The sequence below is a fragment of the Pseudomonas sp. LBUM1663 genome (assembly GCF_059695905.1).
Map to the genome: position 1 here is coordinate 337,298 of NZ_CP166792.1, position 24,076 is coordinate 361,373.

Consider the following 24,076-nt stretch of genomic DNA (forward strand, 5'->3'; position numbering starts at 1 on the left):
GATCATTCAACATTGATATTGACTGACCCGGCGCTATCGCCGGCAAGCCGGTCTCGCTCCCACAGGGTTCTGTGTTGGTCTCTAAATCGCGGGCATAAAAAAGACCTCCCGAAGGAGGCCTCTTTTTTGTCACGCCGCTTTCGCAGGCGCTACCGGATCAGCAGCTGTAGTACAGCTCATATTCCAGTGGGTGTACGAAGGTACGGACCTTGATTTCTTCTTCGCTTTTCAGAGCGATGTAAGCGTCGATGAAGTCATCGGAGAACACGCCGCCTTTGGTCAGGAACGCACGACCTTTGTCCAGCTCTTCCAGGGCTTCTTTCAGGCTGCCGCAAACTTGTGGGATCTCTTTCGCCTCTTCAGGCGGCAGGTCGTACAGGTTTTTGTCAGCTGCATCGCCAGGGTGGATCTTGTTCTGGATGCCGTCCAGGCCGGCCATTACCAGGGCAGCGAAGGCCAGGTACGGGTTGGCTGCTGGATCCGGGAAGCGGGCTTCGATACGGCGAGCGCGAGGGCTGGACACGTAAGGAATACGGATCGAAGCGGAACGGTTACGAGCCGAGTAGGCCAACATTACCGGAGCTTCGAAACCTGGGACCAGACGCTTGTAGGAGTTGGTCGACGGGTTGGTGAAGCCGTTCAGCGCCTTACCGTGCTTGATGATGCCGCCGATGAAGTACAGGGCGGTGTCGGACAGGCCAGCATAGCCTTCGCCAGCGAAGGTGTTCTTGCCGTCTTTGGCGATGGACAGGTGGACGTGCATGCCCGAACCGTTGTCGCCGTACAGAGGCTTAGGCATGAAGGTCGCGGTGCGGCCGTAAGCCACAGCTACGTTGTGTACGCAGTACTTCAGGGTCTGAACTTCGTCAGCCTTGGCGACCAGGGTGTTGAACTTCACACCGATTTCGTTCTGGCCAGCAGTTGCCACTTCGTGGTGGTGAACTTCGATGACCAGACCCATTTCTTCCATGGCGTTGCACATGGAGGTACGGATTTCGTGGTCGTGGTCAAACGGAGGAACCGGGAAGTAACCGCCTTTGATACCTGGACGGTGGCCATGGTTGCCGCCTTCGATGTCCTGGTCGGACATCCACGAACCTTGTTCGGAGAAGATTTTGAACATCGAGCCGGAGATGTCGGACTTGAATTTCACCTGGTCGAAGATGAAGAACTCAGGCTCCGGGCCAACGAAAACGGTATCGCCGATACCGGTCGACTTCAGGTATTCCTCGGCACGCTTGGCGATCGCACGTGGGTCGCGATCGTAGCCTTGCATGGTCGAAGGCTCGATTACATCGCAAACGATGATCAGCGTTGGGTCTTCGGTGAACGGGTCGAGAACGGCAGTGCTGTCGTCCGGCAGCAGAATCATGTCGGAAGCTTCGATGCCTTTCCAGCCAGCAATGGAGGAACCGTCGAACATTTTGCCTTCTTCGAAGAAAGCTTCATCCAGCGCGTCGCGAGCCGGCATGGTCACGTGGTGCTGAGTGCCTTTGGTGTCCGTGAAGCGCAGATCAATCCACTTGACGTCATGATCTTTGATGAGTTGAACCGACTTCGACATAGTGTCCTCCGGGTGGCTTCGGGCTTAGTAGTGGATGCCCTTAGAATGTGGGTGATGCCGGCGCGAATACTCTGCCAAGGCAACCTGCCTCACAAGGGAGCAAATTGCATGCCAGTGCCCCAGCATGGGTTTTTTGCCCCAATATCACGCTTATATAGGCACAAAGCATCTGTAAGCGGAAAATCTCGCCCTACAATGTAGCGTTAAAATCAACAAATGACCTGTTTTGGTGCGCGCAAAACCTTCTGCACATTAACTGGTTAAACCTTGAGCAATTTCCGCTATAATCCGCGCCCCCCTTTTTCGGCTGGCCCAGCGCGCGCTGTTTTCATGAAACTAATCGTAAAAGTCTTCCCCGAGATCACCATCAAGAGCCGCCCGGTACGGATGCGTTTCATCCGCCAGTTGGCCAAAAACATCCGTACCGTGCTCCGCGACCTGGATCCGGCTGTGGTGGTGAACGGTGTGTGGGACAATCTCGAGCTGGAAACCCGCGTTAGCGAGCCCAAGGCCCTGAAGGAGATGACCGAGCGCCTGAGCTGCATGCCGGGCATCGCGCATTTCCTGCAAGTCGACGAATACCCGCTGGGCGACTTCGACGATATCGTCGCCAAGTGCAAGCAGCACTTCGGCGAGGCGCTGGCCGGGAAGATCTTTTCGGTGCGCTGCAAGCGTGCCGGCAAGCATGAATTCAGCTCGATGGACGTCGAGAAATACGTCGGCAGCCAACTGCGTCGTCAGTGCGGTGCCGCCGGAATCTCGCTGAAAGAGCCGGAAATTGAAGTCCGCATCGAAGTTCGCGACAAACGGTTGTTCGTGATCCACAGCCAGCACAACAGCATCGGCGGATATCCGCTGGGTGCCCTGGAACAGACGCTTGTGCTGATGTCCGGTGGCTTCGATTCCACCGTTGCTGCTTACCAGATCATGCGCCGCGGCCTGATGAGCCATTTCTGCTTCTTCAATCTGGGCGGACGGGCCCATGAACTGGGCGTCATGGAAGTCGCGCACTTCATCTGGAAGAAGTACGGCAGCTCCCAACGCGTGCTATTTGTCAGTGTGCCGTTCGAGGAAGTACTGGGAGAAATTCTCGGGAAAGTCGATAACAGTCATATGGGTGTAGTTTTGAAGCGTATGATGTTGCGCGCTGCTTCCCGTATTGCCGATCGGCTGGACATTGATGCGCTGGTTACCGGCGAGGCGATTTCCCAGGTGTCGAGCCAGACACTGCCGAACCTGTCCGTGATCGACTGCGTGACCGACAAGCTGGTCTTGCGTCCGCTGATCGCCAGTCACAAGCAGGACATCATCGACCTGGCCAACGAAATCGGTACTGCCGACTTCGCCAAGCACATGCCGGAATATTGTGGGGTCATCTCGGTGAACCCCAAGACCCACGCCAAGCGTCCGCGCGTGGAGTACGAAGAACAACAGTTCGACATGGCAGTACTTGAGCGTGCGCTCGAGAACGCCAAACTGGTGCCGATCGATCGCGTGATCGACGAATTGGGCCAGGACTTGCAGATTGAAGAAGTCAGCGAAGCGCTGGCTGGTCAGATCGTCATCGATATCCGTCACCCGGATGCCGCTGAAGACGACCCGCTGGGCCTTGCTGACATTGAGGTACAAGCGATGCCGTTTTATGCATTGAACGCTCGTTTCAAGGAACTGGACCCTACTCGCCAGTACCTGCTGTATTGCGACAAAGGCGTGATGAGTCGCCTGCATGCCCACCATTTGCTCAGTGAGGGGCATGCCAATGTGCGCGTTTATCGACCGAGCTAAGAGCCCGGGGCTGTATGCCTGTGGCCTGCGTCACCGGCCCCCCGACTCTGCCGTCAAGCTGTAACGGCAAGGCCTGACTCTACTGTAAATCGCTGCCAAGACTTGTCAGCACACCGAATCCTCTGATCGAGATACACAAGTGATCGAAAATCTACGCAACATCGCCATCATTGCTCACGTTGACCATGGTAAGACCACCCTGGTAGACAAACTCTTGCGTCAATCCGGCACCCTGGAGCGCAACGAGCTCAACGACGAGCGCGTGATGGACTCCAACGACCAGGAGAAAGAGCGCGGTATTACCATTCTGGCGAAAAACACCGCCATCAACTGGAACGGCCACCACATCAACATCGTGGACACCCCGGGCCACGCCGACTTCGGTGGCGAAGTTGAACGCGTAATGTCGATGGTTGACTCCGTTCTGCTGCTGGTTGACGCTCAAGACGGCCCTATGCCGCAAACCCGTTTCGTGACCAAGAAGGCTTTCGAAGCCGGCCTGCGTCCAATCGTGGTCATCAACAAGGTCGACCGTCCAGGCGCGCGTCCGGACTGGGTTCTGGACCAGATCTTCGACCTGTTCGACAACCTCGGTGCTACCGAAGAACAGCTGGACTTCAAAGTCGTCTACGCCTCGGCCCTGAACGGCATTGCCGGTCTGGAACACACCGACATGGCTGAAGACATGACCCCGCTGTACCAGGCGATCATTGACCACGTGCCGGCTCCAAAAGTCGACCGTGACGGTCCGTTCCAGATGCAAATCTCGGCACTGGACTACAACAGCTTCCTGGGTGTTATCGGCGTTGGCCGTATCGCCCGTGGTCGCGTCAAGCCGAACACTCAAGTTGTGGCGATCGACGCCGACGGCAAGCGCCGTAACGGTCGTATCCTGAAGCTGATGGGTCACCACGGTCTGCACCGTATCGACGTGGACGAAGCAGCTGCCGGCGACATCGTCTGCATCAGCGGCTTCGACCAGCTGTTCATCTCCGACACTCTGTGCGACCCACTGAACGTCGAAGCGATGAAGCCGCTGACCGTTGACGAACCAACCGTTTCCATGACCTTCCAGGTTAACGACTCGCCATTCTGCGGTCGTGAAGGCAAGTTCGTCACCAGCCGGAACATCAAAGAGCGTCTGGACAAAGAACTGCTCTACAACGTTGCTCTGCGCGTTGAAGAAGGCGACTCCGCCGACAAGTTCAAAGTCTCCGGCCGTGGTGAGTTGCACCTCTCGGTACTGATCGAAACCATGCGTCGCGAAGGCTTCGAAATGGGTGTTGGTCGTCCGGAAGTGATCATCCGCATGGTTGACGGCGTGAAGCACGAACCATACGAAAACGTGACCATCGACCTGCCAGAAGAATCGCAAGGTTCGATCATGGAACAGATCGGTATCCGTAAAGGCGACCTGACCAACATGGTTCCGGATGGCAAGGGCCGTGTGCGCCTTGAGTACAACATCCCGGCTCGTGGCTTGATCGGTTTCCGTAACGAGTTCCTGACCCTGACCTCCGGTGCAGGCATCCTGACCTCGATCTTCGACCGTTACGACGTGATGAAGTCCGGCGACATGTCCGGCCGTCAGAACGGCGTGCTGGTTTCGGTTGCTACCGGTAAGGCTCTGACTTACTCGCTGGAAACCCTGCAAGCTCGCGGCAAACTGTTCCTGGGTCACGGTGAAGACGTGTACGAAGGTCAAATCGTCGGCATCAACAGCCGCGACAACGACTTGGGCGTCAACCCAACCAAAGGCAAGAAGCTCGACAACATGCGTGCCTCGGGTAAAGACGAAACCATCGCTCTGGTTCCGCCTATCCGTTTCACCCTGGAGCAGGCTCTGGAATTCGTTCAAGAAGACGAATTGTGCGAAGTCACTCCTAAGTCCATCCGTCTTCGTAAGAAGATCCTGGGCGAAAGCGAGCGTACCCGCGCTGCCAAGAAAGCCGGTAACTGAGTCTCGACTTAGTTAGCTGCTAAAAAAACGCCCCCGACCGCAAGGTCGGGGGCGTTTTTGTTTGTCTGGCTGGAGCAACTCGTTCGCCCCGTAGCAGCTGTCGAGCCCCAGCGAGGCTGCGTTCGGCTGCGCAGCAGTCGTAAACCCGGTGAATGCGGTAAACATGAATCACCGAGGCGGATGGTTTGACGACTGCTGCGCAGCCGAACGCAGCCTCGCTGGGGCTCGACAGCTGCTACGGGGATCGAGGCGGGTTTAGAATTTTTCGAGGGTACGACGGCTCTCGCTGCTCTCACGCGCCACTTCTTTGGGCTTGTAAGCGCAATACCCCGGCCGCGGCCCGATTTTCGGGTGATTGCGGCAAGTGTCCGGGCGCTTTTCATAAATAGTGCACAGACGGCTCTTACGATCCAGGTACAGGCAATCGTTGTTGCTCATGCGCTGGAGGGTGAAGATCTCGGACTTCTGGTTGTAACGCTCGACGATCCCTTCCTTCTGCAAACGCTTGGCGATGTTCTTTGGCGGCTCGCCGCGCTCGAACTCGTCGACGATGCCGATGCGGATCAAGTCCTTGATCTTGACCTCGACCGGCAGCGTGCAGCAACTGGATACACACGAGCCGCACATCGGCGCAGAATATTTGGCCCAGGTATCGAGGCGATCGATCTCCGCGGCGGCGATCAGGTTGGACTTCATCATCGGTTGTTACCAGCGTGTGCATCAGGGCGCGCGATCATACCGGGACTGGTGGATTTTTGAACAACCTTTCGCCAGATTTTTTCTCCGTCGCCCAAATAACACCGTTAATCCGGCACGGCCCCTGCATTCATTCAGGTACATGACAATGTAATGCCGGCCTATCTCGTACTATCAGGAAAAACTGCCGAACCAGAGTCCCCGCGGCCTGTCAGACCGTCTAGGCTCAACAACTCCACGCTCGCTCGAGGTCCTATCGATGACTCAAGAACCACTTGTTCGCGAAGCAGAGGTGGCCGCATTTCGCGATGCCGTCTTGACCAAACTCACCTACGCGGTGGGTAAAGACCCGGATCACGCCTTCGACCATGACTGGTTTGAAGCCATTGCGTTGGCAGCGCGCGATCACATGGTCGAGCACTGGATGGACCACACCCGGCAGATTTACCGCAAAGGTCAGAAACGGGTTTACTACCTCTCCCTGGAATTTCTCATCGGCCGGCTGCTCTACGACAGCCTGAGCAACCTCGGCCTGCTCGACGTCGCCCGCGAGGCGCTGACTGAGCTCGGCGTCGACCTGGAGCGCATCCGCCTGCTGGAGCCCGACGCGGCGCTGGGCAACGGCGGCCTCGGTCGTCTGGCGGCGTGCTTCATGGAAAGCATGTCGACCCTCGGCATCGCTGGCCACGGCTACGGCATTCGTTATGAACACGGTTTGTTCCGCCAGGCCATCGTCGACGGCTGGCAACAGGAGCAGACCGAACACTGGCTGGATTTCGGCAACCCGTGGGAATTTGAACGGCCTGAAGTCGTTTACCCGATCGGCTTCGGCGGCAGTGTCGAAACCGTCACCGATGAAAACGGCAAGTCCAAGCAAGTCTGGTCCCCGGCGGAAACCGTGCGGGCCATTGCCTACGACACGCCGGTGGTCGGCTGGCGCGGGGCGAGCGTCAATACGCTGCGCCTGTGGCGTGCCCGGGCCATGGAAGATCTGCACCTGGAACGCTTCAACGCCGGTGACCACTTGGGTGCTGTGGCGGAAGTCGCCCGGGCGGAAAGTATCTCTCGCGTGCTCTACCCGGCGGACAGCACCGAAGCCGGCCAGGAACTGCGCCTGCGCCAGGAATACTTCTTTGTCGCCGCGTCCTTGCAGGATTTGCTGCGCCGCCATCGCAACATGCACACCTCGGTCCTGACCCTGGGCGACCACGCGGCGATCCAGCTCAACGACACGCACCCGTCGATTGCCGTGGCCGAACTGATGCGTCAGCTCGTCGACGTCTACGACGTGGCGTGGGATGCCGCGTGGCAAGTCACCGTCGACACGCTCTCGTACACCAACCACACACTGTTGCCGGAAGCGCTGGAAACCTGGCCGGTCGGTTTGATGGAGCGGATGCTGCCGCGGCATATGCAGATCATTTACCAGATCAACGCCCAGCACATCGACTCGTTGCGCGCCAAAGGCATTCACGACTTCGACGTATTGCGCGCGGTGTCGCTGATCGAAGAAGACAACGGTCGCCGCGTGCGCATGGGCAACCTTGCGTTCCTCGGTTCCCACAGCGTCAACGGTGTGTCCGCACTGCACACGCAACTGATGCGCAAAACCGTGTTCTCCGAACTGCACAAGCTCTATCCGGAACGGATCAACAACAAGACCAACGGCATCACCTTCCGCCGCTGGCTCTACCAGGCCAACCCCGAGCTGACGTCGATGATGGTCGACGCCCTTGGCCCGGACCTGTTGGACAACGCTGAAGCACGCCTGAAGGAACTGGAGCCGTTTGCCGAGAAAGCTGCGTTCCGCAAAGCCTTTGCCGAGCAGCGTCTGCACAGCAAAAAAGCCTTGGCGTACCTGATTCATGAACGATTGGGGATCGCGGTCAACCCGGCGGCGATGTTCGACGTGCAGGTCAAGCGGATCCACGAATACAAGCGTCAGTTGCTCAACCTGATGCACACCGTGGCGTTGTACCAGGCGATTCGTGCCGAGCCGGAAATCGATTGGGTGCCGCGGGTGAAAATCTTCGCCGGCAAGGCGGCGGCCAGTTATCACCAGGCCAAGTTGATCATCAAGTTGACCAACGACATCGCCCGGGTGGTGAACAACGACCCGACGGTGCGCGGCTTGTTGAAAGTGGTGTTTCTGCCCAACTACAACGTCAGCCTGGCGGAGAGCATTATTCCGGCGGCGGATTTGTCGGAGCAGATTTCCACCGCAGGCTTCGAAGCCTCGGGCACCAGCAACATGAAGTTCGGCCTCAACGGTGCGCTGACCATCGGCACCCTGGACGGCGCCAACGTCGAAATGTGCGAGTTCATCGGCCCCGAGCACATGTTTATCTTCGGCCTCAGCGCACAGCAGGTTGAAGCGCGCAAGCAGAACCATGAGTTCAATGCGACGCCCGATATTGCTGCATCACACCGTTTGAATGACGTGCTGCAAGCGATTCGTGGCGGGGTGTTCTCGCCGGATGATCCGTCGCGTTACGCAGGCTTGATCGATTCGCTGATCGACTACGACCGCTTCCTGGTCTGCGCCGATTTCGATTCCTATTGGGACGCGCAGATGCGCGTGGAAGCCCATTGGCACGATTCGCAAGCCTGGTGGCGTTCGGCGGTGTTGAACACTTCCCGGATGGGCTGGTTCTCGTCTGACCGGACCATTCGCGAGTACGCCACGGATATCTGGAAGGCATTGGAGTAACTTTTAGCAATAATTGCGAGTAAGGCCCGACGGTTGTTGGGCCTGATCGATATACTAAGCCCCAGTTTCACCGGGCAGCAGGCACTGGCAATCCAATGTGGGAGCGAGCCTGCTCGCGAAAGCGGTCTGACATTCAACATCAATGCTGAATGTCATGGCCCCTTCGCGAGCAGGCTCGCTCCCACAGGTTTGTGTGGTTTCACACTAGACTCAGCCAGACGCTGCTTTACCCGGATTCGCCCCGCAGCGGGGCCGCTTAGGGATATCGACCATGCAATGGATGTTCATGCTGATTGGGCTGGTGCTGGGCTGGATACTCGACGAGTCATTCAGCGATGCGCTGTTGGGCGCGCTGCTCGGGTTGGGTATTGGCCAGGCCATTCGTATCGGCCGCCTGGATTCACAAGCGGCCGAGCAGCGTCGTCTGCTGGAGCAGGCTCAAGTTGCGCTGAATGGCGTGCAGCAACGCCTGGCATTGTTGGAGTTGCCTGGCGTCACAACGCCTGAAACCAGCGAACCGATTGCCAGCGAAGCCGTCGCGCCTGAATTCACACTCGATGAAATTCCAGTCGAAACCCAGGAACTGATCTGGGACCTCCCGCCCGAACTCGAACCGATGGCCGCAACGGCGCCGCAAACCAGCCGTCCGCTGCCCGACGATGTCTGGAAACCCGAACCTGTCACCCGCGAACCGCAACAACCGGCAATTCCTCGCGGACCGAATGTCATCGAACGCGCCATCAGCGGCGCTCGCAACTGGCTGTTCGGCGGCAACACCGTGCTGCGGGTCGGCGTGGTGCTGTTGTTCCTCGGTCTGGCGTTCTTGCTGCGTTATGCCACCGAAGGCATGGTGGTGCCGATCGAACTGCGGTACGCCGGGGTCGCGGCGGCTGCGTTGGGTTTGCTCGGTCTGGGTTGGTGGCTCAGGACACGCAACAGCAACTACGCGCTGATGCTGCAAGGCACTGGGATCGCCGTGTTGTACCTGACGGTGTTTGCCGCGATGCGCCTGCACCCGTTGCTTGATCCCACCGCCGCGCTGGGCCTGCTGGTCGCGGTCACAGTGTTCTCGGCGATTCTCGCCATCACTCAGGATGCGCTGGGCCTGGCCGCCGCTGCTGCACTCGGCGGCTTCGCGGCGCCGATCCTGACCTCCACCGGTGCCGGCAACCACGTCGCGCTATTCAGCTACTTCGCCTTGCTCAATGCCGGCATCCTCGCCATCGCCTGGTTCAAGGCCTGGCGCCTGCTGAACCTGATCGGCTTCGTCGGTACTTTTGGCATCGGTTTCGCCTGGGGCCTGCGCTCCTACACGCCGGAATTGTTGTGGAGCACCGAGCCGTTCCTGATTCTGTTCTTCCTGATGTACCTGGCCATCGGCCTGTTGTTCGCCCGGCGGAAGTTGCTGGAGCTGAGCGACGCCCCCGAGGACGACAGCCGTGAGGCGTTGTTGCGCTGGTCGGCGCGCAAGGGTGATTACGTCGACGGCACGATGCTTTTCGGCCCGCCGCTGGTGGGCTTCGGTTTGCAGTTTGCACTGGTTCAGCATCTGGAGTTCGCCGCTGCGTTCAGTGCTTTGGCGTTGGGCATGATCTACATGGGACTCGCCCGTTTGCTGATGGGCGGCCGTGCATTGCTGCTCGCCGAAACCTGCCTGGCGCTGGGCGTGATCTTCGCCAGCCTCGCGATTCCGCTGGGGCTCGACGCGCGCTGGACGGCTGCCGCCTGGGCCGTCGAGGGCGCGGGGATTTTCTGGCTCGGCCTGCGTCAGCAACGACCGCTGGCTCGTGCGTTTGCCTTGTTGCTGCAACTTGGCTCGGCCATCGCGTTTGTCAGCGAATTGCGCATCGGCGACGGCAGTTTGCTCGACGGCGCTCCGCTGGGCGCGTTGATGCTCGGCGTGGCGTTGTTGTTCAGCTTCTATCAATTACGCAAAGCCCTGCCCGAACAGACATCGGAATGGGAGCGCAAAGGGCTGCCGGTATTGGCCTGCCTGGGCCTGACCTTCCTCTATCTGCTGGCTCCGTTGTTCTTCCTGACCCACGGCACCGCAATCAGTTGGGCGCTGGCGGGGTTGGCGACGTTGTTTGTCGGCCTGCGTCTGCAATCGCGCACGTTCCTGTTCACCGCGTTCGCCGTGCAGTTGCTCGGCGGTGCGTTGTTCCTGTTCCGGTTGCAAGGTTCGAGCGGTGAGTCCGGCGCGGTGTTCAGCGCGGGTTGGAGCGGATTGCTCAGCGCCTCCCTGATCGGCTTGGCGCTGATTGCCGGGATGTTGCTCGCCGCGCGTGATGAGATGGTGCGCAGCGATGTTCGATTGTTGCGCGGCTTGTCGGTGGTGTTGCTCGCCGGTCTGGTGCTGATCAATCTGGCGGTGCTGTTCGTGCTGCCGTGGCAGACCGCGAGTGCGGTGTGGGCGGCCAGTGGCTTGTTCATCATTTGGCTGAGCCTGTACCTCAGGCAGCGCGTGAGTTTTGTCTTCGGCCTGTTGTTGCAGGTGATTGGCGGCGCAGCGTTCCTGTTCGCCGGGCCGGACCTGCTCGGGCCACTGGCCAGCGAAGGGTTGAAACCTCTGGCCCACAGCGGCTTCTGGACGCCGCTGGTGTTGGGTCTGGCCGCGATGGTCGGGGCCTGGCGCTTGCAACTTGGCAACCATGCCTCGGCGTTCGATGTGCTGAGCTTGCAGCGTTTGTCCGAAGTGTTGCTGGTGTGGGGCGCGGGATGGTGGGCGCTGGCGTGGATCAGCGAAGTGCTGCGCTTTGCACCGCTGAATCTGCAAGCGACCTTGTTACTGGCGGTTGCGGCGCTGAGTGTGGCGCTGTGGACGGTGTTGGCGTTGCGCTTGAAATGGTCGTCGCTGGGCCTGCTTTGCACCTTGCTGATTCCCGCTGCCGCTCTGGTGCTGCTCGCCGCGTGGCAGTCGCGTTATCACCCGGCCACCAACTTCGGCTGGCTGGTGTGGACGGCCTTGTTCGTCGTGCATTTCGTCTCCCTGCGACGTCTGGCGCCGATGTTGCCGGCGCGCGCCCTGAGCACCGCGCATGTGCTCGGCTGCTGGCTTTTGATCGGTGTGCTGGCGCTGGAGCTGCGTTACGGTTTGCTGCTGTTGTCCGAGCAGTACAACGCCTGGCGGTGGTTGGGTTGGGCGATACTGCCGAGCCTGTATCTGGTGCTGATGGCGGCGCCACGCAATGGGCCATGGCCTGTTTCGGCGTATCCCCGTGAATACCGCTTCTACGCGGCGGCACCGTTGGCGCTGCTGATGCTCGGCTGGTTCTGGCTGGCGAATATTGTCAGCGACGGCATGGCCGAGCCGCTGCCCTATGTGCCGCTGATCAACCCGTTGGAGTTGGGTCTGCTGTTTGCGCTGTTTGGTGTCTATGTGTGGTCCCGCAGCGCCGTGACGCAACTGGCGATTCGCAAAGACTCCATAGAGCACGCCACGCAACTGATCGCCGGGGTCTCGCTGTTCGCGTTCTTCACCGCGCTGGTGATGCGCACCGCGCACCATTGGGGTGGTGTGCCGTTCGAGCTGGATGCGTTGCTTGAATCGATGCTGGTGCAGGCGGGGCTGTCCATCGTCTGGACCCTGATGGCGCTGAGCCTGATGATCGGCGGCCATCTGCGTCATCGCCGCGAAGTCTGGCTGATCGGCGCCGCGCTGATTGGCGTGGTGGTGGCCAAACTGTTCTTTGTCGAGCTGAGTAACCGTGGCGGCCTTGCGCGGATTGTGTCGTTTATCGGCGTCGGCGTGTTGCTGCTGGTGGTGGGCTATTTCGCGCCGCTGCCGCCCAAGCGCGTCGAGGCTGCGCGCCAAGGCGGAGCCGACGCTGAAAGGCCGGCCCCTGAAACCGAAGGAGTGTCGTCTTGAGTCAGAAGTTGAACCTGGGTTGGTTGGGCGCTGTTGCGCTGGGTGTGGCGCTGTCCGCCAGCGCTCAGGAAAAACCGACGGACTTCACCACGCAAGTGCCGTTGTCGGTGAGCGGCGAAGGGCCTTGGTATCGCCTCGAATTGCCTTTGAACGTGCAACTGAATGCGCGGCAAACGGACCTCAGCGATGTTCGCGTGTTTAACGCTGCCGGCGAGGCCCAGGCCTACGCCTTGGCTCGCGAGGCGGCGTCAACCCGGGAAAATCGCACGCTGACCGACGTGAAATGGTTCCCGCTGTACACCGCGGCGGACGCCACGGAGCGTGCGCCGGGCATCCGCGTGCAATCGAGCGCGAACGGCACCTTGGTCGAAGTGCAGCCGTCCAGTCAGCTGGAGGCGGGCGAAGAAGTGTTGCGTGGCTGGTTGCTCGACGCCAGCGGCATCAAGGCGCCTTTGCAGCAGTTGCTCCTCGACTGGACCAGCGAGCGCGATGGTTTTCAGCGTTTCACCATCGAGGCCAGCGACGACTTGCAGCATTGGCAGTCGTGGGGCGAAGGGCAGGTGGCACGGCTGACGTTTGCCGATGAGCGGGTCGAGCAGCATGAAGTCGGCTTGCCGGGGCAATCGGCGCGTTATCTGCGCTTGCTATGGAACTCACCGCAATCGGCACCGGCGCTGACATCGGCGCAGCTGCAAAGCGCGAACCCCCGCAGTCTGCCGCTGCCGTTGGTCTGGTCGCAGCCGCTGGCGGGCAGCAGCGTGAAGGCGGGTGAGTACACCTGGCAATTGCCGATGGGGCTGAATGTCGAGCGCGTGCAGATCGAGCTCAGTCAGCCCAACACCCTGGCGCCGGTGACGTTGTCCGGTCGTCGCGAAAGCAGCCTGCCATGGCAGCCGCTGACCAGCGGTTTGCTCTATCGCCTGACCCAGAATGGCCAGGACGTGGTGCAGAACGAATTGCAGCTGTCGGGACAGACCGTGCAGCAGTTGAAGCTGGTCGTGGATGAGCGCGGCGGTGGCCTGGGCGCTGAAGCGCCGACGGTGAAGTTTGCTGTGCGCTCGACGCAATTGGTGTTCCTGGCGCGCGGGGCCGGGCCTTATACGCTGGCGCTGGGGAGTGCGACGGTGAAGGCGGCGAACCTGCCGTTGTCGACGCTGATTCCCGATTACAGTGCGGATAAGTGGGTGGCGTTGGGCAAGGCTTCGCTGGAAGGCGGGGTGGTGGCAACACCGACATCGACAGTCACGTCGACTGCTCAGGTTGAAACCAACTGGAAGAAGTTCGGGTTATGGGCGGTGTTGCTGTTGAGCGTGCTGTTTCTCGCAGCGATGGCGTTCAGTTTGCTGCGCAAGCCCCCGGTAAAACCTTGAAGGCGGGTGCTTCGCACCCGATCGCCAGCAGGCTGGCTCCCACAGTTAATCGCATTCCCCTGTGGGAGCCAGTCTGCTGGCGATAGCGGTTTATCTGACGGTAAAGATGTCCGTTTAGAACTACGCTCAACCCCGCGCATGAACTCTATTGGGCGTATCACGTCTGATAGGAGGAAATGCGCCTCGACTCGCGTTAAACTGCGCGGGTTTTTAGCCCCCAATTCCACCGGAGCCTTCCATGTCCCGCGTTACCCTGAGTCGCTATTTGATTGAGCAGACCCGTAGCAACAACACCCCTGCCGATCTGCGTTTCCTGATCGAAGTGGTGGCGCGTGCTTGCAAGGAAATCAGCCACGCCGTGTCCAAGGGCGCCCTCGGCGGCGTTCTGGGCAGCATGGGCACTGAAAACGTCCAAGGCGAAGTGCAGAAGAAGCTTGATGTGATGTCCAACGACATCCTGCTCGAAGCCAACGAATGGGGCGGTCACCTGGCCGGCATGGCGTCCGAAGAAATGGACAATGCCTACCAGATCCCGGGCAAATACCCGAAAGGCGCGTACCTGCTGGTATTCGACCCACTGGACGGTTCGTCGAACATCGACATCAACGCGCCGGTCGGTACGATCTTCTCGGTGCTGCGTTGCCCGAACGAATACCTGACCCAGAACGAGCCTTTGAACGAAAAGGCCTTCCTGCAGCCAGGCACTCAGCAGGTTGCCGCCGGTTATGCGATTTACGGTCCACAGACCATGCTGGTGCTGACCCTGGGCAATGGCGTAAAGGGCTTTACCCTGGACCGCGAAATGGGCAGCTTCGTGCTGACCCATGAAGACATCACGATCCCTGAGTCCACGCAGGAATTCGCGATCAACTCGTCAAACCAGCGTCACTGGGAAGCGCCGGTCCAACGTTACGTCGGCGAATTGCTGGCGGGCGATGAAGGCCCGCTGAAAAAGAACTACAACATGCGCTGGGTCGCCGCGATGGTTGCCGACGTGCACCGTATCCTGACCCGTGGCGGTCTGTTCATGTACCCGCGCGACAGCCGCGAACCGTCGAAGCCGGGCAAACTGCGTCTGATGTACGAAGCCAACCCGATGTCGTTCCTGGTTGAGCAGGCTGGCGGCGCCTCCACCGATGGCCATCAGCGCATCCTCGACATCAAGCCTGACGGCTTGCACCAGCGTGTCGCGGTGTTCCTCGGTTCGAAAGAAGAAGTCGAACGCGTCACGGCTTATCACAAGGAATAAACCATGACCGCGCCCTGGCAGCCGTTGCTCGAATGGTGGTTCGGAACCCTCGAATCCCCCCACGAGATAGCGGCTGACAAGGGCAAGTTGTGGTTCGGCAAGCGCGACAGCCAGGACCTCGAAGCGCAGACGCGTTTCGGGGACTGGGTCGAGCAGGCACTGGCCGGCGGATTGACTGACTGGGCGCAACGCCCCGAAGGTTGGCTGGCCCTGGTGCTGCTGCTCGATCAACTCCCGCGAATGATCTTTCGCGACACTCCCAAATCCTTTTCAGGTGATCTCAGGGCTCAGGCACTGGTGGAGCAAGGTATTGCGGCGGATTTCGATCGGAAGTTGCGGCCGATTCAGCGGGTGTTTATCTACCTGGTGTTTGAGCATTGCGAGCATCTGGCGGTGCAGAACGAGGCGGTTTCGCGCTATATCGATCTGGTTGCACAGCAGCCGGAGGCCGATCGGAAACTGTTTACCGACTATCTGAACTATGCCGAGAAGCATCAGCGGGTGATTGCGCGGTTTGGGCGGTTTCCGCACAGGAATGCGGTGTTGGGGCGGGCGTCTACGGCTGAGGAGTTGGCGTTTCTTTCCGGGCCTGGGTCCAGGTTTTAGATTTTCCTTGCGGCTGATGCCGTCATCGCCAGCAGGCTGGCTCCCACATTGGGTTTGTGTCGTTCACACATCCCTGTGGGAGCCAGCCTGCTGGCGATGGGGCCAGTGAAAGCAGCTTAAATCCGGAAGCTGCCAACCAACTGCTTCAACCGCGCCGCCTGCTGCTCAAGATCCGCACACGCACGCAACGTCGACTGCAAGTTCTCCACGCCTTCCTGGTTCAACGTGTTGATCTCGGTGATGTCGACGTTGATCGACTCCACCACCGCCGTCTGCTCTTCCGTCGCGGTCGCCACGGACTGGTTCATCCCGTCGATTTCACCAATACGCTGGGTCACGCTGCCCAGACGCTCACCGGCCTGGTTGGCGATGCCGACGCTGCTTTCGCTCTGGCGCTGGCTGTCGGTCATGGTGCTCACCGCTTCCCGGGCGCCGACTTGCAGCTCTTCGATCATCTTCTGCACTTGCTGCGCCGAATCCTGAGTCCGGTGGGCGAGGTTGCGCACCTCGTCCGCGACCACGGCAAAACCACGGCCGGCTTCACCGGCACGGGCCGCTTCGATGGCCGCGTTCAAGGCCAGCAAGTTGGTCTGCTGCGAGATGCTGGTGATCACTTCCAGAATCTGCCCGATGTTCACGGTGTTGCTGTTGAGCGTTTCGATGTTGCCGCACGAATCGCTGATTTTCGCCGAGAGCTGCTGCATCGCAGCGATGGTTTTATCCACCACTTGCTGACCGTCTTCGGCCAGCGCACGGGCGTCGCTCGAATGCTGGGAGGCGAGGGCGGCGTTCTGGGCGATTTCCTGGGCGGCGGCGCCCAGTTCGTTAATCGCGGCTGCCACGCTGCTGGTGCGCGAGGCTTGCTGATCGGAGTTGAACATCGATGAGTTCGAAGCCGCCACCACACGCAGCGCCACTTCGTTGACCTGGCCGGTGGCCGAGGACACTTCGCGAATCGAGGTGTGAATACGTTCCACGAAGCGGTTGAACGAGGTGCCCAGTGCGCCGAATTCGTCCTGGCCGTGAATGGTCAGGCGTTTGGTCAGGTCACCTTCACCTTCGGCGATGTCATGCATGGCGCGGCCCATGGTCAGCAGCGGCTGCATCAGGAAGCTGATCAGCATGCCCAGCAGCGCGATGATGATGACCACGGCGATGACCATGGCGATGATCGCCGAGGTGCGGAATTCGCTGAGCATCGAGAACGCGGTGTCCTGGTCCAGCACCAGTGCCACGTACCAGTCGGCCGAAGGCACACCGTTGACGTGGGTAAAGGAGATGAACTGGGTCTTGCCGTCGAGCTCGACTTCTTTCATGCCCGGGCTAACTTTCGGTGCGCCATTCGGGTAGGCCTCGGCGAGGCTTTTGAGCACCAGTTTGCTGTCCGGGTGGATCAGGATCTTGCCGTCGGCGCTGACGATGAACGCGTGGCCGTGACCGCCGAAGTTCAACGAGTTGATGATCGCGCTGACGCTCGACAGGTCGATGTCCGCACCGGCGACGCCGATCATCTGGCTCTGATGCTGCACCGGCGTGGCCACGGTGATCACCAGTTTGCCCGACGACGCGGCGATATAAGGTTCGGTGACGATGGTCTGTTGCGCGCTGTTGGCCGCCTTGTACCAGCCACGGGCGCGTGGATCGTAGTCTGCCGCACGATTGCCCGCCGGGACCGAGAACATCACGCCGTCAGTGCCACCGAAGTAGCTCAGCTGGAAGTTGCCGGTGTAGGCCGGCAAGTCGATGGCGCGCTTGAGGCTGGCGGGTGCGCTGCCGTCCACGGCAATCTGCTGGGACAACGATTGCAGCAACTGGATGCGGCTTTCCAGCCAGGTCTGGATGTTGCTGGTGGTCAGGCTGCCGAGTTCCTGCATCGAGGACTCGGTACTGCTGCGCAAGGTCTGGCGCTGGCGGTAGTCGTTGAACAGGATAAAGCAGGCGAACGCAACGGCGACCACGAGGGCGGCTGCCAGCAGGATCTTGTGGCTGAATTTCATGTTTCTGGTCATTAAGTGCACTACCGCGGAGGGGCTGGTCAGCGAGGGGCGTCAATTTGCCACAGTCGAGGGCTTTGCGCTGCTTCTATGTCGACTGGCCAGCGCCAAAGATTAGGCGTCTTTTTGCGAAAACCGATGAAATACTCAACGGCGCAGGAAAGTCGCTGATTTTTCGGAAAAAGGCAGACGAGCGGCCCGATAAATAGCCGGGCAGTCGGGGAACCAGATGGGGGTTTTCTCTTCTAAGCTTCTGCTTGGCAGCCATGCCATTCCCCCTTCGCCCCAGGAGCTACACCATGTCGCTGCGTTCTATCGCCCTGCTCTCGTTCTGCGTGTTGTTGGCCGCATGCAGCAAGGTCAATCAGGAAAACTATTCGAAACTGTCGGCCGGCATGCCCAAGGCAGAGGTTGAAGCTCTGTTGGGTAAGGCCACTGATTGCTCGGGTGCGCTCGGTATGTCCAGTTGCACTTGGGGTGACAAGAACAGCTTTATCAGCGTGCAGTACGCCGGTGACAAAGTACTGATGTTTTCCGGCCAAGGCCTGAAGTAATCCGGGGCGATGCGCCCACGGGAGAAAAACAATGAAGCGGTTATTGATACTCCTTTTTGCCGGCCTGGTATTGGCCGGCTGCGCCACTTCTGGCACAGATCCGTTGGCGCCGAAAACCGTCAACAGCGTCAATCTCAAGAAATACCAGGGCACCTGGTACGAGTTGGCCCGCCTGCCGATGTATTTCCAACGCAACTGCGCACAATCCGAAGCCCATTACACGCTCAAGCCTGACGGCAACGTGCTGGTGCTGAACCGCTGCCTGACGGCGGACTGGCAATGGGAAGAGGCCAAGGGCACGGCTTATCCACAAGTGCCGGGCAAGACCGACAAGTTGTGGGTCGAGTTCGATACCTGGTTCTCGCGCTTGCTGCCGGGTGTGGCGAAGGGGGAATACTGGGTGCTGTACGTCAGCGACGATTACAAGACCGCCATCGTCGGTGACCCGAGCCGCAAGTACCTGTGGCTGCTGTCGCGGACGCCGACGGTCAACGGTGTCGTGCGTGAAGAACTGCTGAGCAAGGCGCGTCAGCAGGGCTATGACACCACGCGGCTGATCTGGCGCGCGTCGGATACGCAGATGGCCAAAACCTCAAATTAACGGCCACTGAAGATTAAAACTGTGGGAGCGAGCCTGCTCGCGATAGCGGACTGTCAGTCAACATCCTTGTTGAAGCTGATGGCCCTATCGCTAGCAGGCTAGCTCCCACATTTATTTTGTGTCAGCCGAGGAGGTCGCGCAGGACTTGGGTGAACGCCCGATTGCTTTCTTGTTCTGCGGCATGACGCCCGTCACGCACAACCCACTGGCCATTGACCAGCACATCCCGCACCTGGCGATCACCACCGGCAAACAGCCAACGATTGAGAATCCCGTCACCGCTGGCCGTTGCCAGGTATGGATCGTTGCCGTCCAGTACCAGCCAATCCGCGCGTTTGCCAACTTCCAACGCACCGATCGGCTGCCCCAGCGCCTGAGCGCCGCCATCCAGCGCAGCGTCATACAGCGTGCGGCCGACCATCGGCTGATCCGCGCCATACAGCCGATTACGCCGCTGATCGCGCAGACGCTGGCCGTATTCCAGCCAACGCAGTTCTTCCACCACGCTCAATGACACATGGCTGTCGGACCCGATACCCATGCGTCCACCCTGCGCGAGGAAATCCACCGCCGGGAAAATCCCGTCGCCGAGGTTGGCTTCGGTGGTCAGGCACAGACCGGCGATGGCGCGACTCTTGGCCATCAGCGTGACTTCTTCCGGGTTGGCGTGGGTCGCGTGGACCAGGCACCAGCGCTGGTCGACCTCGGTGTTTTCGTACAGCCATTGCAGTGGACGACGGCCGCTCCAGCTCAGGCAGTCATCGACTTCCTTCTGCTGTTCGGCGATATGAATGTGCACCGGGCATTGCTTGTCGCTGGCCGCCAGCACTTCGCTGATCTGCTGCGGTGTGACCGCGCGCAACGAGTGGAAACACAGGCCCAGCGACTGCGCCGGTTGCTGCGCCAGGATCGGCTGCAAACGCGACTGAAGCGTGAGGTAGTTCTCGGTGCTGTTGATGAAGCGGCGCTGGCCGTCGTTCGGCGCCTGGCCGCCGAAACCGGAATGGCTGTAAAGCACCGGAAGCAAGGTCAGACCGATACCGGCGGAACTGGCGGCCTGGCTGATGCGCAGCGCCAGTTCGGCCGGATCAGCGTAAGGCTGGCCATTGGTGTCGTGATGCACATAATGAAATTCCGCGACCGAGGTGTAACCGGCCTTGAGCATTTCGATGTACAGCTGACGAGCAATGACGCCGAGTTGATCCGGGCTGATTTTTCCGACGAGGCGATACATCAAATCGCGCCAGGTCCAGAAACTGTCATTCGGATTACCCGCCACTTCCGCCAGTCCGGCCATGGCCCGCTGGAAGGCGTGGGAATGCAAATTCGGCATCCCCGGCAGCAGCGGACCGCTCAGCCGTTCGGCGCCATCTGCGTGGGAATCGGCCTGGATATGGGTCAACACGCCCTCGGCGCTGACCTCAAGACGTACATTGTTGGCCCATCCACTAGGCAGCAGCGCGCGTTCGGCAAAGAAGGCGGACATGGTTCAGCACCCCATCGTGTGTTATTTGTATATACATATACAGACGTTTGCCTGCTCGGTAAACTCCGGCAAGCTAGCAACCTCTCTTCAACGAACAAGGATTAACCGTGCCGACTCCGCCTGCAGTGTCACCGTTGGCCGCGAACATGGGCGACAGTCCGGCGCCCTTGTACGCCCGCGTCAAACAGATGATTACCCAGCAAATCGACAGTGGAAACTGGCCGCCGCACTACCGCGTTCCGTCGGAAAGCGAGCTGGTCAACCAACTCGGTTTTAGCCGTATGACCATCAACCGCGCCCTGCGCGAGATGACTGCCGACGGTCTGCTGGTGCGCATGCAAGGTGTCGGTACTTTTGTCGCCGAACCGAAAAGCCAGTCCGCGCTGTTTGAAGTGCACAACATCGCCGACGAAATCGCCTCCCGTGGTCATCGCCATACCTGCAAGGTGATCACCCTCGAAGAAGAGGCCGCCGGTTCCGAGCGCGCTTTGGCGCTGGACATGCGCGAAGGCCAGAGGGTTTTCCATTCGCTGATCGTGCATTTCGAAAACGACATTCCGGTGCAAATCGAAGACCGTTTCGTCAACGCGCTGGTGGCGCCGGACTACCTCAAGCAGGACTTCACCCTGCAAACGCCTTATGCCTATCTGAACCAGGTCGCGCCGCTGACCGAAGGCGAGCACGTGGTCGAGGCGATTCTGGCCGAGGCCTCCGAATGCAAATTGCTGCAGATTGAAAAGGGCGAGCCGTGCCTGCTGATTCGTCGCCGCACCTGGTCCGGCCGTCAGCCGGTGACCGCCGCCCGTTTGATCCACCCTGGTTCCCGTCATCGTCTGGAAGGTCGGTTTCATAAATGAATCAAACGAAGGTTTTACGCGCCAAAGATTACCCGCGCATGCCGTGGAAAAACGGCGGCGGCAGCACCGAAGAAATCGCCCGTGATGGAGGTGCCGGCCTTGAGGGTTTCGGCTGGCGCCTGTCGATTGCCGATATCGGCGAGTCTGGCGGCTTCTCAATGTTCGCTGGTTACGAGCGCGTGATTACCGTGCTGCAAGGCGATGGCATGACCTTGCGCGTCGATGGCCAGGACACCCATCCGTTGTTACCGTTGGAGCCGTTTGCTTTCAGCGGTGAGAGCCAGGTTGCGTGCACATTGCTCGGTGGACCGATTCGCGACTTCAACCTGATTTATACGCCGCAGCGTTACGACGCTCGGTTGCAGTGGCTGGACGGCGAGCAGCGGTTTTTCAGCTCGGCAGGCACCGTGCTCGTATTTAGTGTCACCGACGAGCTTGAAGTGAAGGTCGGTAACAGCGCCTCACAACTCGGTCGCCATGATTGCCTGCAACTCGACGGTTACACCGGCCTGCTGGAAGTCTCCGTCAGTGGCCAATGCTGTGTGATCGAGCTGACCGCACGCTGATTAACTGCTGAAGAAATCTAATGTGGCGAGGGGATTTATCCCCGTTGGGCTGCGCAGCAGACCTTTTTTTGGGGCTGCTACGCAGCCCAACGGGGATAAATCCCCTCGCCACAAAAGCAGCCTTCTACCCGTGTTCCCCATCGCGCACCACTTTGTTACCGAACGCCCCAGCGTGGCGCAAAACCTCGCTCAAGTTACAGCTGCCTCCCCTCCGCAAAATTCCCCGGCAAAAATTTCATCTTCGTCTAAACCCTTGATCCAAGGGCCTTCCAGCGTTCCAAAAACGTTTCTTGAACACCCATCCAATAAGTTGGCCGCTTGATTGCATATGCTTGTATGTACAAGTAAAGACGTATGCGTATGAGTCGACCGAGACTCCTCGCAAACGTCCACTGATTCGCTTGTGGCGCAACAGTGCGCACAGGCTGGCTTACCCACCGCCAGGGTTGGTTTGGATTGATCGCTGAGGAGTCTTTTTCGTGACTGACAATACCCAGAAACCTACAAAGTATCGTGACGTTGAAATCCGTGCCGCGCGCGGTAACAAGCTGACCGCCAAGAGCTGGCTGACCGAAGCGCCGCTGCGCATGCTGATGAACAACCTCGACCCGGAAGTTGCCGAGAACCCTAAAGAACTGGTGGTTTACGGTGGTATCGGTCGTGCGGCACGTAACTGGGAATGCTACGACAAGATCGTCGAGAGTCTGACCAACCTGAACGACGACGAGACCCTGCTGGTGCAATCCGGCAAGCCGGTCGGCGTGTTCAAGACCCACACCAATGCCCCGCGCGTGTTGATTGCCAACTCCAACCTAGTGCCACACTGGGCGAGCTGGGAACACTTCAACGAACTCGACGCCAAAGGCCTGGCCATGTATGGCCAGATGACCGCCGGCAGCTGGATCTACATCGGCAGCCAGGGCATCGTCCAGGGCACTTACGAAACCTTCGTCGAAGCCGGTCGCCAACACTACAACGATGACCTGAAAGGTCGTTGGGTCCTGACCGCAGGCCTCGGCGGCATGGGCGGCGCTCAACCTCTGGCGGCAACGCTGGCCGGCGCGTGCTCGCTGAACATCGAATGCCAGCAGGTGAGCATCGATTTCCGTCTGAACAGCCGTTATGTCGACGAACAAGCCACCGACCTCGACGACGCGCTGGCCCGCATCGAAAAATACACCAAGGAAGGCAAGGCGATTTCCATCGCCCTGCTGGGCAACGCGGCGGAAATCCTGCCGGAACTGGTCAAGCGCGGCGTGCGCCCGGACATGGTCACCGACCAGACCAGCGCCCACGACCCGCTCAACGGTTACCTGCCGGCCGGCTGGACCTGGGAAGAGTACCGCGCTCGCGCCAAGACCGAGCCTGCTGCCGTGGTCAAAGCCGCCAAGCAATCCATGGCCGTGCACGTTAAAGCGATGCTCGAATTCCAGAAAATGGGCATTCCGACCTTCGACTACGGCAACAACATCCGTCAGATGGCGCAAGAAGAAGGCGTGGAAAACGCCTTCGATTTCCCAGGCTTTGTACCGGCTTACATCCGTCCACTGTTCTGCCGTGGCATCGGTCCATTCCGTTGGGCTGCGCTGTCGGGTAACGCCGAAGACATCTACAAAACCGACGCCAAGGTCAAAGAACTGATCCCGGACGACGCCCACCTGCACAACTGGCTGGACATGGCCCGCGAGCGCATCAGCTTCCAGGGTCTGCCGGCACGTATCTGCTGGGTTGGCCTGGGCCTGCGCGCCAAGCTGGGTCTGGCGTTCAACGAAATGGTCCGTAGCGGCGAGTTGTCCGCGCCAATCGTGATCGGTCGTGACCACCTGGACTCCGGTTCGGTCGCCAGCCCGAACCGCGAAACCGAATCGATGCAGGACGGTTCCGATGCTGTGTCCGACTGGCCACTGCTCAACGCTCTGCTGAACACCGCGAGCGGCGCGACCTGGGTTTCCCTGCACCACGGCGGCGGCGTCGGCATGGGCTTCTCCCAGCACTCGGGCATGGTCATTGTCTGCGACGGTACTGACGAAGCGGCCGAGCGGATCGCTCGCGTCCTGCACAACGACCCGGCCACCGGTGTCATGCGTCACGCCGATGCGGGTTACCAGATCGCAATCGACTGCGCCAAGGAACAGGGCCTGAACCTGCCGATGATTACCGGTAAATAAACCAATACCCAGTAGGAGCCGGCTTGCTGGCGATTCAGGCAC

At 59.9% G+C, this 24,076-nt stretch carries 16 protein-coding genes and 1 pseudogene; 12 read left to right on the forward strand and 5 right to left on the reverse strand.

Annotated elements, in window-relative coordinates:
• Positions 1-157 precede the first annotated feature (157 nt).
• A complete protein-coding gene (gene glnA, locus ACA075_RS01610; protein WP_131061256.1) occupies positions 158-1,564 on the reverse strand; it encodes a glutamate--ammonia ligase in 1,407 nt (468 codons plus the stop codon).
• A 330-nt stretch (positions 1,565-1,894) separates the two neighbouring features.
• On the opposite strand from glnA, the gene thiI reads away from it, so the two are divergent.
• Positions 1,895-3,349 carry a tRNA uracil 4-sulfurtransferase ThiI gene (thiI, locus tag ACA075_RS01615; RefSeq protein ID WP_497297020.1) on the forward strand — a complete coding sequence of 485 codons (1,455 nt, stop codon included), beginning with the start codon at positions 1,895-1,897 and terminating at the stop codon, positions 3,347-3,349.
• A 139-nt stretch (positions 3,350-3,488) separates the two neighbouring features.
• Positions 3,489-5,309, forward strand: coding sequence for a translational GTPase TypA (gene typA, locus ACA075_RS01620; protein WP_208670478.1), 1,821 nt, complete (start codon positions 3,489-3,491; stop codon positions 5,307-5,309).
• Positions 5,310-5,564: 255 nt separating this feature from the next.
• On the opposite strand, the gene ACA075_RS01625 is transcribed toward typA, so the two are convergent.
• Positions 5,565-6,008 (reverse strand): YkgJ family cysteine cluster protein, encoded by a 444-nt coding sequence (locus ACA075_RS01625; RefSeq protein WP_046045571.1) that lies wholly within the window; start codon positions 6,006-6,008, stop codon positions 5,565-5,567.
• A 256-nt stretch (positions 6,009-6,264) separates the two neighbouring features.
• Between ACA075_RS01625 and ACA075_RS01630 the strand changes: the two genes are divergently transcribed.
• From ACA075_RS01630 to ACA075_RS01650, 5 genes are all read left to right on the forward strand, one after another.
• The gene (locus ACA075_RS01630) at positions 6,265-8,715 is read left to right on the forward strand and encodes a glycogen/starch/alpha-glucan phosphorylase (protein WP_497297021.1); all 2,451 of its coding nucleotides are present in this window, start codon (positions 6,265-6,267) and stop codon (positions 8,713-8,715) included.
• A 271-nt stretch (positions 8,716-8,986) separates the two neighbouring features.
• Positions 8,987-12,583 carry a DUF2339 domain-containing protein gene (locus ACA075_RS01635; protein WP_497297022.1) on the forward strand — a complete coding sequence of 1,199 codons (3,597 nt, stop codon included), beginning with the start codon at positions 8,987-8,989 and terminating at the stop codon, positions 12,581-12,583.
• A complete protein-coding gene (locus ACA075_RS01640; RefSeq protein ID WP_497297023.1) occupies positions 12,580-13,953 on the forward strand; it encodes a DUF3999 domain-containing protein in 1,374 nt (457 codons plus the stop codon). The genes ACA075_RS01635 and ACA075_RS01640 overlap by 4 nt, the downstream gene beginning before the upstream one ends.
• A 238-nt stretch (positions 13,954-14,191) precedes the next feature.
• Positions 14,192-15,202 (forward strand): class 1 fructose-bisphosphatase, encoded by a 1,011-nt coding sequence (locus tag ACA075_RS01645; protein ID WP_219093326.1) that lies wholly within the window; start codon positions 14,192-14,194, stop codon positions 15,200-15,202.
• Positions 15,203-15,205: 3 nt separating this feature from the next.
• Positions 15,206-15,808, forward strand: a complete 603-nt coding sequence (locus ACA075_RS01650) for a DUF924 family protein (RefSeq protein WP_497297024.1) — start codon at positions 15,206-15,208, stop codon at positions 15,806-15,808.
• A 116-nt stretch (positions 15,809-15,924) separates the two neighbouring features.
• Here ACA075_RS01650 and ACA075_RS01655 read toward each other — a convergent pair whose 3' ends face one another.
• Both ACA075_RS01655 and ACA075_RS01660 read right to left on the reverse strand, forming a co-directional pair.
• Positions 15,925-16,689, reverse strand: coding sequence for a methyl-accepting chemotaxis protein (locus ACA075_RS01655; RefSeq protein WP_370694726.1), 765 nt, complete (start codon positions 16,687-16,689; stop codon positions 15,925-15,927).
• 93 nt (positions 16,690-16,782) lie between these two features.
• Positions 16,783-17,817 (reverse strand): annotated as a pseudogene (locus ACA075_RS01660) (HAMP domain-containing protein); the annotation flags it as partial.
• Positions 17,818-18,101: 284 nt separating this feature from the next.
• On the opposite strand from ACA075_RS01660, the gene ACA075_RS01665 reads away from it, so the two are divergent.
• Entirely contained in the window at positions 18,102-18,356 is a 255-nt protein-coding gene (locus ACA075_RS01665; RefSeq protein WP_010464535.1) for a hypothetical protein, read from the forward strand.
• Positions 18,357-18,387: 31 nt separating this feature from the next.
• Complete coding sequence (locus ACA075_RS01670) at positions 18,388-18,957, forward strand: lipocalin family protein (RefSeq protein ID WP_497297025.1); 570 nt, start codon at positions 18,388-18,390, stop codon at positions 18,955-18,957.
• A gap of 121 nt (positions 18,958-19,078) precedes the next feature.
• Here ACA075_RS01670 and ACA075_RS01675 read toward each other — a convergent pair whose 3' ends face one another.
• A complete protein-coding gene (locus ACA075_RS01675; protein WP_497297026.1) occupies positions 19,079-20,443 on the reverse strand; it encodes a formimidoylglutamate deiminase in 1,365 nt (454 codons plus the stop codon).
• Between the two features lie 146 nt (positions 20,444-20,589).
• Here ACA075_RS01675 and hutC point away from each other — a divergent pair, with 146 nt between their 5' ends.
• The 3 genes from hutC (at position 20,590) to hutU (ending at position 24,034) form a co-directional block, all read left to right on the forward strand.
• Positions 20,590-21,300, forward strand: a complete 711-nt coding sequence (hutC, locus tag ACA075_RS01680) for a histidine utilization transcriptional repressor HutC (protein ID WP_178082336.1) — start codon at positions 20,590-20,592, stop codon at positions 21,298-21,300.
• Positions 21,297-21,866 carry a HutD/Ves family protein gene (locus ACA075_RS01685; RefSeq protein WP_497297027.1) on the forward strand — a complete coding sequence of 190 codons (570 nt, stop codon included), beginning with the start codon at positions 21,297-21,299 and terminating at the stop codon, positions 21,864-21,866. The genes hutC and ACA075_RS01685 overlap by 4 nt, the downstream gene beginning before the upstream one ends.
• 479 nt (positions 21,867-22,345) lie before the next feature.
• Complete coding sequence (gene hutU, locus ACA075_RS01690; RefSeq protein ID WP_109627511.1) at positions 22,346-24,034, forward strand: urocanate hydratase; 1,689 nt, start codon at positions 22,346-22,348, stop codon at positions 24,032-24,034.
• Positions 24,035-24,076 lie beyond the last annotated feature (42 nt).